The organism is Pseudomonas sp. 1D4, assembly GCF_001728925.1.
Classification (GTDB): domain Bacteria; phylum Pseudomonadota; class Gammaproteobacteria; order Pseudomonadales; family Pseudomonadaceae; genus Metapseudomonas; species Metapseudomonas otitidis.
Genome location: NZ_LXJQ01000055.1, coordinates 25,877 through 39,666 on the forward strand (window position 1 = coordinate 25,877; position 13,790 = coordinate 39,666).

At 67.4% G+C, this 13,790-nt stretch carries 16 protein-coding genes; 8 read left to right on the forward strand and 8 right to left on the reverse strand.

Annotation, left to right across the window (positions count from 1 at the left end):
- Positions 1–11 precede the first annotated feature (11 nt).
- Positions 12–452 carry an NUDIX hydrolase gene (locus A7D27_RS22615; protein WP_069566159.1) on the forward strand — a complete coding sequence of 147 codons (441 nt, stop codon included), beginning with the start codon at positions 12–14 and terminating at the stop codon, positions 450–452.
- Positions 453–838: 386 nt separating this feature from the next.
- Here A7D27_RS22615 and A7D27_RS22620 read toward each other — a convergent pair whose 3' ends face one another.
- Complete coding sequence (locus tag A7D27_RS22620) at positions 839–1,309, reverse strand: Lrp/AsnC family transcriptional regulator (protein WP_044405265.1); 471 nt, start codon at positions 1,307–1,309, stop codon at positions 839–841.
- A 126-nt stretch (positions 1,310–1,435) separates the two neighbouring features.
- On the opposite strand from A7D27_RS22620, the gene A7D27_RS22625 reads away from it, so the two are divergent.
- The 7 genes from A7D27_RS22625 (at position 1,436) to aguA (ending at position 8,131) form a co-directional block, all read left to right on the forward strand.
- Positions 1,436–1,768, forward strand: a complete 333-nt coding sequence (locus A7D27_RS22625; RefSeq protein WP_083265742.1) for a hypothetical protein — start codon at positions 1,436–1,438, stop codon at positions 1,766–1,768.
- Between the two features lie 132 nt (positions 1,769–1,900).
- On the forward strand, positions 1,901–3,685 hold the full coding sequence (locus A7D27_RS22630) for a GspE/PulE family protein (protein ID WP_069560030.1): 1,785 nt from the start codon (positions 1,901–1,903) through the stop codon (positions 3,683–3,685).
- A 122-nt stretch (positions 3,686–3,807) separates the two neighbouring features.
- A complete protein-coding gene (locus A7D27_RS22635) occupies positions 3,808–4,728 on the forward strand; it encodes an SPFH domain-containing protein (protein ID WP_069560031.1) in 921 nt (306 codons plus the stop codon).
- A 2-nt stretch (positions 4,729–4,730) separates the two neighbouring features.
- Positions 4,731–5,186: an NfeD family protein gene (locus tag A7D27_RS22640; protein ID WP_069566160.1), complete on the forward strand. Its 456-nt coding sequence runs from the start codon at positions 4,731–4,733 to the stop codon at positions 5,184–5,186.
- A 63-nt stretch (positions 5,187–5,249) separates the two neighbouring features.
- Positions 5,250–5,894, forward strand: coding sequence for a TetR/AcrR family transcriptional regulator (locus tag A7D27_RS22645; RefSeq protein ID WP_069566161.1), 645 nt, complete (start codon positions 5,250–5,252; stop codon positions 5,892–5,894).
- Positions 5,895–6,081: 187 nt separating this feature from the next.
- Positions 6,082–6,963: an N-carbamoylputrescine amidase gene (gene aguB / locus A7D27_RS22650; protein ID WP_069566162.1), complete on the forward strand. Its 882-nt coding sequence runs from the start codon at positions 6,082–6,084 to the stop codon at positions 6,961–6,963.
- Positions 6,964–7,024: 61 nt separating this feature from the next.
- The gene (gene aguA / locus A7D27_RS22655; protein WP_069560035.1) at positions 7,025–8,131 is read left to right on the forward strand and encodes an agmatine deiminase; all 1,107 of its coding nucleotides are present in this window, start codon (positions 7,025–7,027) and stop codon (positions 8,129–8,131) included.
- A gap of 323 nt (positions 8,132–8,454) precedes the next feature.
- Here the strand turns inward: aguA and A7D27_RS22660 are convergent, their stop codons facing one another.
- The 7 genes from A7D27_RS22660 to A7D27_RS27455 form a co-directional block, all read right to left on the reverse strand.
- Positions 8,455–8,670, reverse strand: coding sequence for a molybdopterin-binding protein (locus A7D27_RS22660; protein ID WP_003455791.1), 216 nt, complete (start codon positions 8,668–8,670; stop codon positions 8,455–8,457).
- A gap of 36 nt (positions 8,671–8,706) precedes the next feature.
- Positions 8,707–9,516 carry an aliphatic sulfonates ABC transporter ATP-binding protein gene (ssuB, locus tag A7D27_RS22665; protein ID WP_069566163.1) on the reverse strand — a complete coding sequence of 270 codons (810 nt, stop codon included), beginning with the start codon at positions 9,514–9,516 and terminating at the stop codon, positions 8,707–8,709.
- Positions 9,513–10,298, reverse strand: a complete 786-nt coding sequence (gene ssuC / locus A7D27_RS22670) for an aliphatic sulfonate ABC transporter permease SsuC (protein ID WP_069566164.1) — start codon at positions 10,296–10,298, stop codon at positions 9,513–9,515. Before ssuC ends, ssuB begins: the two co-directional genes overlap by 4 nt.
- A 10-nt stretch (positions 10,299–10,308) precedes the next feature.
- Positions 10,309–11,466 carry an FMNH2-dependent alkanesulfonate monooxygenase gene (gene ssuD, locus A7D27_RS22675; protein WP_069566165.1) on the reverse strand — a complete coding sequence of 386 codons (1,158 nt, stop codon included), beginning with the start codon at positions 11,464–11,466 and terminating at the stop codon, positions 10,309–10,311.
- A 109-nt stretch (positions 11,467–11,575) separates the two neighbouring features.
- Positions 11,576–12,541, reverse strand: a complete 966-nt coding sequence (locus A7D27_RS22680; RefSeq protein ID WP_069566166.1) for a sulfonate ABC transporter substrate-binding protein — start codon at positions 12,539–12,541, stop codon at positions 11,576–11,578.
- Between the two features lie 187 nt (positions 12,542–12,728).
- Entirely contained in the window at positions 12,729–13,367 is a 639-nt protein-coding gene (locus A7D27_RS22685; RefSeq protein ID WP_069560041.1) for a peroxiredoxin, read from the reverse strand.
- A gap of 326 nt (positions 13,368–13,693) precedes the next feature.
- Positions 13,694–13,790 (reverse strand): OprD family porin (locus tag A7D27_RS27455; RefSeq protein ID WP_139134163.1); only part of this gene is annotated, 97 nt, incomplete at its 5' end.

Here is a 13,790-nt window from a genome sequence, read left to right on the forward strand (position 1 = left end):
ACGCACCCGTCATGTCGAAACAAATATGCGCCGTCGCCCTCTGCCTGCTCCGCCAGGGCAACCGCATTCTCGTCAACCAAGCCCACGACCCGCTGAAGCAGCAGACCTTCTGCCGGCCACTGGGCGGCGGCATCGAATTCGGAGAAACCTCGGCGCAGGCCGTGGCCCGGGAAATCCACGAAGAACTCGGCGCCGAGGTCAAGGCATTGCGCCTGCTCGGCACGCTGGAAAACCTCTTCATCTACAACGGCAAGCCGGGGCACGAACTGGTGATGATCTACGACGGCGAGTTCGTCGATCCGACGCTCTACAGCGCCACTCACCTGTCCGTGGTGGAAAGCGACGGCGCAACCTTCACCGCCACCTGGCGCAGCCTGGACGAGTTCGGCCCCGAACTGCCGCTGTATCCCGAGGGCCTGGCAGAACTGCTGGCCCGCTCGCCACACCAGTAGCCCGGGCTTCAGCCCGGGAATAGCCCGCCCCGTGCACCGTGGGCCTCCCGATAGGAGCGGCGTGTCGCCAGTCGGGGCGTCGGGTGGATGGCGCTTTTTCCATCCACCAATGGCGTTCGCCGTGAGCCCACATGGTGGACCGATGAAGCGTGGTCCACCCTACGCACGCCGGCACATGGGTAGCTCCCGTAGGGGCGAATTCATTCGCCCAAGGACTGCGCAGCAGTCCCGCCGAGCAACGCGGACCTGCCCGGTAGGAGCGAATTCATTCGCGAAAGGGCCGCGCAGCGGCCCCAGGTGCGATCCAACAACGAGCAGCAGCCTGCCGGCTGCCATCGCGAATGAATTCGCTCCAACGGGTACCTTCCACAAGCCGTGCCTCCCCCCTACCCCTCCACCGGCAAGCAGGTGGTGGACTTGATCTCCGACAGGGCGACGATGGAGTTCACCTCCTGGATGCCCGGCACCATGGACAGCTTCTCGAAGAAGAAGCGCTCATAGGCCTCGATGTCCCGGGTGACGATGCGCAGCATGAAATCCACCGCCCCCATCAGCACATGGCACTCCAGCACCTCCGGGAAGCCGCGCATGGCCTCGGCGAACTCGGTGAGGTTGGAGCGGCCGTGGGCGTTGAGCTTCACCTGGGCGAAGATCTGCGCGTTGAGGCCGATCTTGCGCCGGTCCAGCAGGGTGACCTGGCGGCGGATCACCCCCTCCTCCTTGAGCCGCTGGATGCGTCGCCAGCACGGCGACTGGGACAACCCCACGCGCTCGGCGATCTCGGCGGTGGAAAGCCCGGCGTCTTCCTGCAACAGGTCGAGGATGCGGCGGTCGTAGGCGTCCAGTTCCAAAGGCATGTTTTTCCCCTCATCAGGCGATACGAGGAAATTCTATGTGCAAAAAACCGGATAAGCCCGCGAGATAGGCAGATATTTTGCCGCTTCGGCTGGGAAACTGTGCCCATCCCAACCGGAGCCCCCGCTATGTTCGAACGCGAATCCGCCGCCTGCCAGCCGCTGCCCGTCACCCCGTCCGCCGAAGGGACGCGCGTCGACCCCTGGAAGCCCGACGAGGCCACCCGCCCACTGCGCTTCGCCGTGCACGCCGCTGCCGAAGCGGACCTGCTGCTGCGCCTGCTCGGCCATTTCGCCCAATTGCAGGTGCTGCCGCTGCGGGTGGAGGCCCGCCACCTGGACGACGACCTGCGCATCGAGGTGGTCCTCACCGACCTGCCGCTGCACCGCGCCGAGGTCATCGCCCGGCGCCTGCGTGGCCAGGTCGGCATCCTCGGTGTGGAGCTGCAGGTCACGGGCTGATCGGTCAGGCTGCCGACCGGGTCACGCAAACAGCTTGGCCCTGGGAGGGTGGTTTCGGGCATCCTTGGCACCCTGCAGGGAAGGCGCATTGACTACGCTTTCCCGTCGGGACTGTACGACCAAGGAGAACGCATGTCGGCTTTCGCATCGGCCGCCCAGGATCGCTGGCTGGATCTCAATGACCTGCTCCGGGAGCTGGTGAATCAGGGCCGGATCGCCCAGGACACCGCCGAGCAATGCATGGCCATCCGCCGCAGCGCGGTGAACAACCAGCAGCACCCGCTGGAGTTCCTCGCCAGCCAGCAGGTGGACGACCTCAAGCGCCCCGGCCGCAAGCTGGAGCTGGAGACCCTCACCCAGTGGATGGCCGACTATTGCGGCCAGCCGTACCTGCGCATCGACCCGCTGAAGATCGACGTCGCCGCCGTCACCCCGCTGATGTCCTACGCCTTCGCCCAGCGCCACAAGATCCTCGCCGTGGCGGTGGACAGCGAGAGCGTCACCATCGCCAGCGCCCAGCCCTTCGTGCACAGCTGGGAGAGCAACCTCACCCACGTGCTCAAGCGCCCCATCAGGCGCGTGGTGGCCAACCCCGCCGACCTGCAGCGCTTCACCACCGAGTTCTACCGCCTGGCCAAGTCGGTCAGCGGCGCCACCGCCGTGGACCAGAAGATCAGCGGCGTGGGCAACTTCGAACAGTTGCTCAAGCTCGGCGCCAGCGACCAGGAGCCGGACGCCAACGACGCCCACATCGTCAACATCGTCGACTGGCTGTTCCAGTACGCCTACCAGCAGCGCGCCAGCGACATCCACATCGAACCACGCCGCGAGCAGGGCACGGTGCGCTTCCGCATCGACGGCGTGCTGCACAACGTCTACCAGTTCCCGCCCCAGGTCACGATGGCCATCGTCAGCCGCCTGAAGAGCCTCGGGCGGATGAACGTGGCCGAGAAGCGCAAACCCCAGGACGGCCGGGTCAAGACCAAGACCCCGGACGGCGGCGAGGTGGAGCTGCGCCTGTCGACCCTGCCCACCGCCTTCGGCGAGAAGATGGTGATGCGGATCTTCGACCCCGAAGTGCTGCTCAAGAGCTTCGACCAACTGGGCTTCTCCCAGGACGACCTCAAGCGCTGGCAGAGCATGACCCACCAGCCCAACGGCATCATCCTGGTCACCGGCCCCACCGGCTCGGGCAAGACCACCACGCTCTACACCACCCTCAAGCAGCTGGCCACCAGCGAGGTGAACGTCTGCACCATCGAAGACCCCATCGAGATGATCGAAGGCGCCTTCAACCAGATGCAGGTGCAACACAACATCGACCTCAGCTTCGCCAGCGGCGTGCGCGCGCTGATGCGCCAGGACCCGGACATCATCATGGTCGGCGAGATCCGTGACCTGGAGACCGCCGAGATGGCCATCCAGGCCGCCCTCACCGGCCACCTGGTGCTCTCCACCCTGCACACCAACGACGCCCCCAGCGCCATCACCCGCCTGCTGGAACTGGGCGTGCCCTACTACCTCCTGCGCGCCACCCTGCTCGGGGTCATGGCCCAGCGCCTGGTGCGTACCCTGTGCCCGCACTGCAAGGCGCCCATGGAGCTTGAGGAAGAGGACTGGCAGAACCTCACCCGCCCCTGGAGCGCCCCGCTGCCCACCGGCGCGCACCGCGCCGTGGGCTGCCTGGAATGCCGCGACACCGGCTACCGCGGCCGCGCCGGGGTCTACGAGATCATGCTGCTGAGCGACGGCGTGAAGAGCCTGATCACCGCCGACACCGACCTCGTCGCCCTGCGCCGCCAGGCCTTCAAGGACGGCATGCGCAGCCTGCGCCTGTCCGGCGCGCAGAAGATCGCCGCCGGCCAGACCACGGTAGAGGAAGTGCTGCGCGTCACCCCCCAGAGCGAGCAGAAATAAACGCAGGACTCGGCAGCGCCCCGGGCATTTGCAGGCCACACTGAGCTGTGCAACGTGCCGGGCCACCCGACCTGGACCACGGGGCGCAATGCCCCGCCCGACACACAGCCAAGGAGAACAGCATGGGCATCAGTACCGTCGTCATCCTCTTCGTCGCCCTCGCGGTGGCCATCGTCTTCATGGGGTTCAAGATCGTGCCCCAGGGCTTCGAGTGGACCGTCGAGCGCTTCGGCCGCTACACCACCACCCTAAAGCCCGGCCTGAACATCATCGTCCCGGTGGTGGACCGCATCGGGCGCAAGCTCAACGTCATGGAAAGCGTGCTGGACATCCCCCCGCAGGAGGCCATCAGCGCTGACAACGCCATGGTGCAGATCGACGCCGTGTGCTTCTTCCAGGTGGTCAACACCGCCCAGGCCGCCTACGAGGTGAACAACCTCGAACACGCCATCCGCAACCTGGTGATGACCAACATCCGCACTGTGCTCGGCTCCATGGAACTGGACGCCATGCTCAGCCAGCGCGACGCCATCAACGAACGCCTGCTGCACACCGTGGATGAGGCCACCGCGCCCTGGGGCGTGAAGGTCACCCGCATCGAGATCAAGGACATCAGCCCGCCCAACGACCTGGTGGAAGCCATGGCCAGCCAGATGAAGGCCGAGCGCCTGAAGCGCGCGCAGATCCTCGAGGCCGAAGGCTCCCGCTCCGCCGCCATCCTCACCGCCGAAGGCCAGAAGCAGGCCGAGATCCTCCGCGCCGAAGGCCAGCGCGCCGCCGCCTTCCTCGAAGCCGAAGCCCGCGAACGGGCCGCCGCCGCCGAAGCCGAGGCCACCCGCGTGGTGTCCGATGCCATCGCCACCGGCAACGTCCAGGCGGTGAACTACTTCGTCGCCCAGAAGTACGTCGAAGCCCTCGGCAGCCTGGCCAGCGCCAACAACAGCAAGGTGATCCTCATGCCGCTGGAAGCCAGCCAGGTGATCGGCTCGGTCGGCGGCATCGGCGAGATCGTCAAGGCCACCTTCGGCGACAAGAAGGGCTGAACATGCTGGCGTACCTGCAGAACCTCGCCTTCTGGGACTGGCTGGCCCTCGGCACCCTGCTGCTGATCCTCGAAGTCTTCGGCGCCGGCGGCTACCTGCTGTGGATCGGCCTGGCCGCCGCCGGGGTGGGTGCCCTGGTGTTCTTCGTGCCGGACCTGCCCTGGCAGGCGCAATTCGTGGCCTTCGGGCTGCTTGCCGTGGCCACCGCTGCCTACTGGTGGCGGCGCCAGCGGGTGGCGATCCGCACCTCCGATCAGCCCGGCCTCAACCATCGCGGCCAGGAGCTTCTGGGCCGACAGTTCACCCTGTCCCAGGCCATCGAAGGTGGGCGCGGCAAGATCCGCGCCGGCGACTCGGTGTGGCTGGTGGTCGGCCCGGACTTGCCGGCCGGCAGCCAGGTCCGGGTGGTCGGTCAGGACGGCGTGCTGCTCAAGGTCGAGCCCGTCCCAACGGACTGAGCCCCCCTTGCCCCGGCCCCGGCGGCTGGCGTCCAATAGCGCCTCACCGCCGAGGAGCCGCCGATGTCCCGCCCTGCCACCGCCCGCAAGCCCCGTGCCAGCAGCCAGTTGCGCATCGCCGCCATCCTCGACGCCGCCCGGGGCCTGCTCGCCGAACAGGGCGTGGCCAACCTGTCGATCTACAGCGTCGCCGAGCGGGCGGAGATGCCGCCCTCCTCCGTCTACCACTTCTTCTCCAGCGTCCCGGCGATCCTCGAAGCGCTGACCGCCGACGTCCACGCCGCCTTCCGCGCCAGCCTGCAGCAACCGGTGGACCACGCCGCGCTGCGCAACTGGCGCGACCTGTCGCGGATCGTCGAGGAGCGCATGCTGGCGATCTACGACGCCGACGCCGCCGCCCGCCAACTGATCCTCGCCCAGCACGGGCTCACCGAAGTGACCCAGGCCGACCGCCAACTGGACATCGAGCTGGGCCACCTGATGCACGCCGTGTTCGAACGCCACTTCCCGCTGCCCGCCCTGCCCGAGGACCTGAACGTCTTCTCCCTGGCCATGGAGCTGGGCGACCGCGTCTATGCGCGCTCCGTGCAGCAGCATGGCCACATCACCCCGCGCTTGGCCGAGGAAGGCATGCGCGTGTTCGACGCCTACCTGGGGCTCTACCTGCCGCACTGCCTGCCCAAGCGCGACGTCATCCAGGACGCCTGAAAAGCCGATAGTTATCGAGCTAAAAGCCTAGTCGTGCTGAATGAGCGCTAAAAATCCCTTTAAAAACGGATTTTTATCGAATATAACGATGCCATCCGCGCGACTGGACCGCGACCGATCGCACGGAATCCCCCGGAATGCCGATGAATATCCGGCACCGGCCCGCAACCGTTCGACGAGGTGTTCCATGTCCCGCATCGTTACCGTCGCCGCCACCCAGATGGCCTGCTCCTGGGATCGTGCCGCGAATATCGCCAACGCCGAGAAGCTGGTGCGCCAGGCTGCCGCCCAGGGCGCGCAGATCATCCTGATCCAGGAACTGTTCGAGACGCCCTACTTCTGCCAGAAGCCCAACGCCGACTACACCCAGTTGGCCACCCCGGTGGAGGAGAACGCCGCCATCGCCCACTTCAGCCGGCTCGCTGCCGAGCTCAAGGTGGTGCTGCCCATCAGCTTCTTCGAACGCGCCGGTCGTGCCCGCTTCAACAGCATCGCCATCCTCGACGCCGACGGCAGCAACCTCGGCGTCTACCGCAAGAGCCACATCCCGGACGGCCCCGGTTACCACGAGAAGTACTACTTCAACCCCGGTGACACCGGCTTCAAGGTCTGGGACACCGCCTACGCCCGCATCGGCGTCGGCATCTGCTGGGACCAGTGGTTCCCCGAGTGCGCCCGCAGCATGGCGCTGATGGGCGCCGAACTGCTGTTCTACCCCACCGCCATCGGCAGCGAACCCCACGACGCCACCATCACCTCCCGCGACCACTGGCAGCGCGTGCAACAGGGCCATGCCGGCGCCAACGTCATGCCGCTGATCGCCTCCAACCGCATCGGCCGCGAGGAGCAGGACGGCTACGCCATCACCTTCTACGGCTCCTCCTTCATCGCCGATCAGTTCGGCCGGAAGGTGGCTGAACTCGACGAGGTCGAAGAAGGTATCCTTGTCCACCGCTTCGACCTCGACGAACTGGAGAAGGTACGCACCGCCTGGGGCGTGTTCCGCGACCGCCGTCCTAACCTGTACTGGCCGATCGCGACCCTCGACGGCGAAACCCTCTCCGAATGACCGACCCGGCGCCGCAGGCCGGCCTCATCAACGGCCTGCGCCCTCCACCAAGGACCGCCCCATGAGCACCCCGATCCGCACGCCCCGCGCCGATGGCTTCCACATGCCCGCCGAGTGGGCGCCCCACACCCGCACCTGGATGGTCTGGCCCGAGCGCCCGGACAACTGGCGCCTCGGCGGCAAGCCTGCCCAGGCCGCCTTCACCGCCGTGGCCAAGGCCATCGCCCGCTTCGAGCCGGTGACCGTGTGCGCCTCCGCCGCCCAGTACGAGAACGCCCGCGCGCGCCTGGACGACGCCAACATCCGCCTGGTGGAGATCACCACCGACGACGCCTGGGTGCGTGACACCGGCCCCACCTTCGTCATCGACGACCAGGGCGAAGTGCGCGGCGTGGACTGGGCGTTCAACGCCTGGGGCGGCTTCGACGGCGGCCTCTATTTCCCCTGGCAGCGTGACGACCAGGTGGCCCGCAAGATCCTCGAGATCGAAGGCTGCGCCCGCTACCGCACCGAAGGCTTCGTGCTCGAAGGCGGCTCCATCCATGTGGATGGCGAAGGCACCCTGATCACCACCGAGGAATGCCTGCTCAACCGCAACCGCAACCCGCACCTGAACCGCGAGGAGATCGAAGCGGTGCTGCGCGACCACCTGGCTGTGGACACCATCATCTGGCTGCCGGATGGCCTCTACAACGACGAGACCGACGGCCATGTGGATAACTTCTGCTGCTACGTGCGCCCGGGCGAAGTGCTGCTGGCCTGGACCGACGACCCGGCCAACCCCAACTACCCGCGCTGCCAGGCCGCGATGAAGGTGCTGGAGCAGGCCCGCGACGCCAAGGGCCGCCAGTTGGTGGTGCACAAGATGCCGATCCCCGGCCCGATCCACGCCACCGAGGAAGAATGCGCCGGCGTCGACCTGGTGGAAGGCACCCAGGAACGCGACCCATCGATCCGCCTGGCGGGTTCCTACGTCAACTTCCTGATCGTCAACGGCGGCATCGTCGCACCGAAGTTCGACGACCCGAAGGACGCCGAAGCCGAGGCGATCCTCAAGCGCCTGTTCCCGCAGCACGAGGTGGTGATGGTGCCCGGCCGCGAGATCCTCCTCGGCGGCGGCAACATCCACTGCATCACCCAGCAGCAGCCGGCACCGCAGAAGCGCTGAGCCCTGTCTGGAAGCACGAAGCCCCGCGAATGCGGGGCTTTTTCATTCCGGCACAAGACACTTTCCTGTGGGAGCGGTTTCGTCGGGCAGCCCCCTACACCCCGGGGGCGCACCGTGCGTCGTCACGAATGCGTTCCCACGCGGATCGGTTTGTAGGGGCGAATTCATTCGCCCAAGGACCGCGCAGCGGTCCCCAACGAACGAGCCCCCGCAAACGCGGGGGCTCTTCATGTCGGTACAAGGCACGTTCACGTGGGAGCGGATTCATCCGCGAAGGACCGCGCAGCGATCTCCGCCTCCCCCCACGATCACGCCCCGCTGCCTCACAGCTTGGCGATGGACACCTCGGTGGACTTCACGAAGGCGATCACCTCGGAGCCGATGCCCAGCTCCAGCTCGCGCACGGAGCGGGTGGTGATCACCGAGGTGACGATGCCGGCGGCGGTCTGCACGTCGATCTCCGACAGCACCGGGCCTTCGATGATTTCCTTGATGGTGCCCTTGAACTGGTTGCGCACGTTGATGGCTTTGATGGTCATGGCGTTTTTCCTTGGTTCGGGGTCGTGGGATGAAGATCAGAGCGCCCAGCGCAACTGCGTGGGCAGGGGTGAAACAGGTTCGGGTTCCGGCGGCGGGGCCGGCTGCGACAGCACGCGCTCGAGGACCTGGGCCTCCAGCGCCGCCAGCAGGGCCGAGCCACGGGTGCGCGGCCGGGGCAGGTCGACCGTGAGGTCGAGGCCGATGGCACCGTCCTCGATCAGGATCACCCGGTCGGCGATGGCCACCGCCTCGTTCACGTCGTGGGTCACCAGCAGCACGGTGAAGCCGTGCTGCTGCCAGAGCCGCTCGACCAGTTGCTGCATCTCGATGCGGGTCAGCGCGTCCAGCGCGCCCAGCGGTTCGTCCAGCAGCAGCAGGCGCGGCTGGTGGATCAGCGCACGGGCCAAGGCCACGCGCTGCTTCTGGCCGCCGGACAGCGCTGCCGGCCATTCCCGGGCGCGGTCGGCCAGGCCCACCGCTTCCAGGGCGTCCAGGGCCTTGGGCCGCCAGTCGCTGGAAAGGCCCAGGCCGACGTTGTCGATCACCCGTTTCCAGGGCAGCAGGCGCGCGTCCTGGAACATCAGCCGGGTATCCTCGCGGGCCTCGGCCAGAGGGGCCGAGCCGGCCAGCAGCTCGCCCCGGCTGGGCTGGTCGAGTCCGGCCAGCAGGCGCAGCAGGGTGCTCTTGCCGCAGCCGCTGCGGCCGACCACGGCGACGAACTGGCCGGCGGGGATGCGCAGGTCGATGCCCTTGAGCACCTCCCGCTCACCGAAGGATTTGCCGATGCCCTGCACCACCAGGGGAATGCCGCGCTTGAGGTGCTGCGGCGTGGACAACGCATTCATGCCGCACCTCCCTTGGGCTGGTAGACCGGGTGCCAGCGCAGCCAGGCGCGCTCCAGGCCACGGGCGGCGAGGTCGGCCAGCTTGCCGAGGACGGCATAGAGCAGGATCGCCAGCACCACCACATCGGTCTGCAGGAACTCCCGGGCGTTCATCGCCAGGTAGCCGATGCCGGAACTGGCCGAGATGGTCTCGGCGACGATCAGCGTCAGCCACATGAAGCCGAGGGCGAAGCGCACCCCCACCAGGATCGAGGGCAGCGCGCCGGGCAGGATCACCTGGCGGAACAGGCCGAAACCGGAAAGGCCGTAGCTGCGCGCCATCTCCACCAGCGCCGGGTCGACGTTGCGGATGCCGTGGTAGGTGTTGAGGTAGATGGGGAACAGGGTGCCGAGGGCGACGAGGAAGATCTTCGCCGACTCGTCGATGCCGAACCACAGGATCACCAGCGGGATCAGCGCCAGGTGCGGCACGTTGCGGATCATCTGCACCGAGCTGTCGAGCAGGCGCTCGCCCCATTTCGACAGGCCGGTGATGAAGCCCAGCAGCAGGCCGAGGCCGCCACCGATGGCGAAGCCGATGCTGGCGCGCCAGCCGCTGATGGCCAGGTGGGTCCAGATCTCGCCGCTGGCCACCAGTTGCCAGCCAGCGGTGACCACGGCGCTGGGCGCCGGGAGGATGCGGGTGGAGAGCAGGCCGGTCTCGACGGCGATCTGCCAGGTGGCCAGCAGCACGAAGGGCAGTGCCCAGGGCGCCAGGCGCTGGAGGATTGATTGCAGGTTCATCGGGGCGTCCTCAGCTCTGCGAGACCTTGAGGCGACGCTCGGGCAGCGCCTCGTTGGCCACCATCTCGCCGAAGGGGCTGACGAAGGCCAGGCCATCGCTCGCCTGCGGGCGCGCCACGTCCAGGTGGGGGAACAGCAGTTCCGCCACGCGGTAGGACTCTTCCAGGTGCGGGTAGCCGGAGAAGATGAAGGTGTCGATGCCGAGGTCCGCGTATTCCCTGACCCGCGCGGCCACGGTGGGACCATCGCCCACCAGTGCGGTACCGGCACCGCCGCGCACCAGGCCGACGCCGGCCCAGAGGTTGGGGCTGACTTCCAACTGGTCGCGCTTGCCGTTGTGCAGGGCGGCCATGCGCTGCTGGCCGACCGAGTCGAAGCGGGCGAAGGCCGCCTGGGCCTTGGCGATGGTGGCGTCGTCGAGGTGGGCGATCAGGCGGTCGGCTGCGGCCCAGGCTTCTTCATTGGTTTCGCGCACGATCACGTGCAGGCGGATGCCGAAGCGCACGCTGCGGCCGAGCTTGGCGGCCTTCGCGCGCACCTGCTCGATCTTCTCCTTCACGGCGGCCGGTGGCTCGCCCCAGGTCAGGTACAGCTCCACCTGTTCGGCGGCCAGGTCCTGGGCGGCCTCGGAGGAACCGCCGAAGTACAGCGGCGGGCGCGGTTGCTGCAGCGGCGGGTAGAACAGCTTGGCGCCCTTCACCTGGATGTGCTTGCCGTCGTAGTCGACGGTCTCGCCCTCCAGCACGCGGCGCCAGATGCGGGTGAATTCGACGGAAGCCTCGTAGCGCGCCTCATGGTTCAGGTGCAGGCCGTCGCCGGCCAGCTCGTCCGGGTCGCCCCCGGTCACCAGGTTGAACAGGGCCCGGCCGCCGGAGAGGCGGTCGAGGGTGGCGGCCTGGCGTGCGGCAACGGTGGGCGAAATGATCCCCGGGCGCAGGGCGACGAGGAATTTCAGGCGCTGGGTCACCGGGATCAGCGAGGCGGCGACCAGCCAGGAGTCCTCGCAGGAACGGCCGGTGGGGATCAGCACGCCGCCGAAACCGAGGCGGTCGGCGGCCTGGGCGATCTGCTGCAGGTAGCCGTGGTCGACGGCACGGGCGCCCTCGGATGTGCCGAGGTAGTGGCCGTCGCCGTGGGTCGGCAGGAACCAGAAGAGGTTGAGGCTCATCGCAATAACTCCAGGGTGAGGGCGCCGGCGTGGCGTAGCCGCGCGATGATGGTTCGTGTGCGGTAGCCGGGCCTTCCCCGCGCCGTCCGGGCGCGGGGCCAGGCGTGGGTCAGGGTTGCTGGGCGACCTTGGCGGGCGGCGTCCAGATCACGTCCTTGATGCTGAGTTTTTTCGGGATCAGCTTCAGGTCGGTGAAGGTGTCGGCGATCTTCTGCTGCGCGGCGACCACCTCCGGGGTGAGGAACTGGGCGCCGTAGCCCTGGCGCTTCACCGCGATGGCGGTGATGTCCCTGGGCAGGCCGAGCAGCGGTGCGACCTGCTCGGTCACCTTGTCCGGGTCGGCCTTGGAGTCTTCGCCCACGGCGCGGACCTCTTCCACCAGGGCGCTGATCACCTGCGGGTGCTGGGTCGCGTAGTCACGGGTGGCCAGGTAGAACTGGTGGTTATCCACAAGCTGGCTGCCGTTGCGCAGGGTGCGTGCCTGCAGTTGCTGCTCGGCGGCGGCCTGGAAGGGGTCCCAGATCACCCAGGCGTCGACCCTGCCACGCTCGAAGGCGGCGCGGGCATCGGCCGGGGGCAGGTACACGGGCTGGATGTCGCTGTACTTCAGGCCCGCCTCTTCGAGGGCGCGGACCAGCAGGTAGTGCACGTTGGAGCCCTTGTTCAGAGCCACCTTCTTGCCGGCCAGTTCCTTGACCGACTGGATCGCCGAATCCTTCGGCACCAGGATCGCCTCGCTGGTGGGCGCCGGCGGTTCGTAGGCGACGTAGAGCAGGTCGGCGCCGGCGGCCTGGGCGAACACCGGCGGGGTCTCGCCGGTAACGCCGAAGTCGATGGAGCCGACGTTGAGGCCTTCCAGCAGCTGCGGGCCGCCGGGGAACTCGGTCCATTTGACGTCGATGCCCTGGGCAGCCAGGCGCTTCTCCAGGGAGCCCTTGGCCTTGAGCAGCACCAGGGTGCCGTACTTCTGGTAGCCGATCCGCAGGGTCTCGGCCTGGGCCTGGGTGATGGCGCCGAATGCCAGGGCCGCGGTGAACAGCGCAGCCAGGCTCCGACGCAAAGTGATGGTGCGCATGGCGCTCTCCTCGTACTTCGCTCGTGCTTGTGTGCGCCTGCTCACCTCGTTGGCGGGAGAGTAAGGCCGGTTCGATGGCTCCACAGGGAGCCGGTGATAGGTGTCAGACGCTCCAGCGCGCGTGGCGCAGGGCGGTGGAGCATCAGCTCGGGCGGAGGCTGCCGGATAGGGGCGACCTCCTCCAGGCTCAGCGGTTGGGCTGCGGGGTCAGGCGCAGGTAGGGGCGTACAGCCTTGTAGCCACGGGGGAAGCGCTGCCTGATCTCGTCCTCGTCCTTGAGCGAGGGGACGATCACCACGTCGTCACCGTCCTGCCAGTTGGCCGGGGTGGCGACCTTGTGGTTGTCGGTCAGTTGCAGGGAGTCGATCACCCGCAGGATCTCGTTGAAGTTGCGGCCGGTGCTGGCCGGGTAGGTGATGATCAGCCGCACCTTCTTGTTCGGGTCGATGATGAACAGCGAACGCACGGTGAGGGTGTCGTTGGCGTTGGGGTGGATCAGGTCGTAGAGGTCGGACACCTTGCGGTCGGCGTCGGCGATGATCGGGAAGTTGACCACGGTGTTCTGGGTCTCGTTGATGTCATCGATCCAGCGGATGTGGGAGTCCACCGGGTCCACCGACAGGGCGATGGCCTTGACGCCGCGGGCGGCGAATTCGTCCTTGAGCTTGGCGGTCAGGCCCAGCTCGGTGGTGCACACCGGGGTGAAGTCCGCCGGGTGGGAGAACAGGATGCCCCAGTTGCCGCCGAGCCACTCATGGAAGCGGATGCGGCCTTCGCTGGAATCCTGTTCGAAGTCGGGGGCGATGTCGCCGAGTCGGATGGTCATGGTGTGGCTCCTCTGTCGTGGGGTGGCGTTCCGTGGAGCTCACTATGCGCAAGGCTTTTGAAAATTAAAAAGAATAAATGACAGTTTATTTATAACTTTAAAATCTATATAGATCGGCTCACTTCCCTCCCCGCAGGAGCGCGCGCTGCTCGCCAAATCCGTGCCCCGGACGACGGCCTTTCCTGGCTGCGTGGACCGGTTGGGGCGCCGTACCGCACGCCAGGCGAACGCCCTCCCAGCAGGCCAACGCCCTGCCCTCCCCCGAATCCCAGGCACAAAAAAGCCCCGCCTCCGCCAGGGGCGGAAGCGGGGCTCGATGACGCTGCTTACAGCAGCGGCAAGGTGTAGCTGACGATCAGGCGATTTTCGTCGATATCGTTACCGAAGTGAGTGGTTCGCACGGTGGCATTGCGCCATTTCACG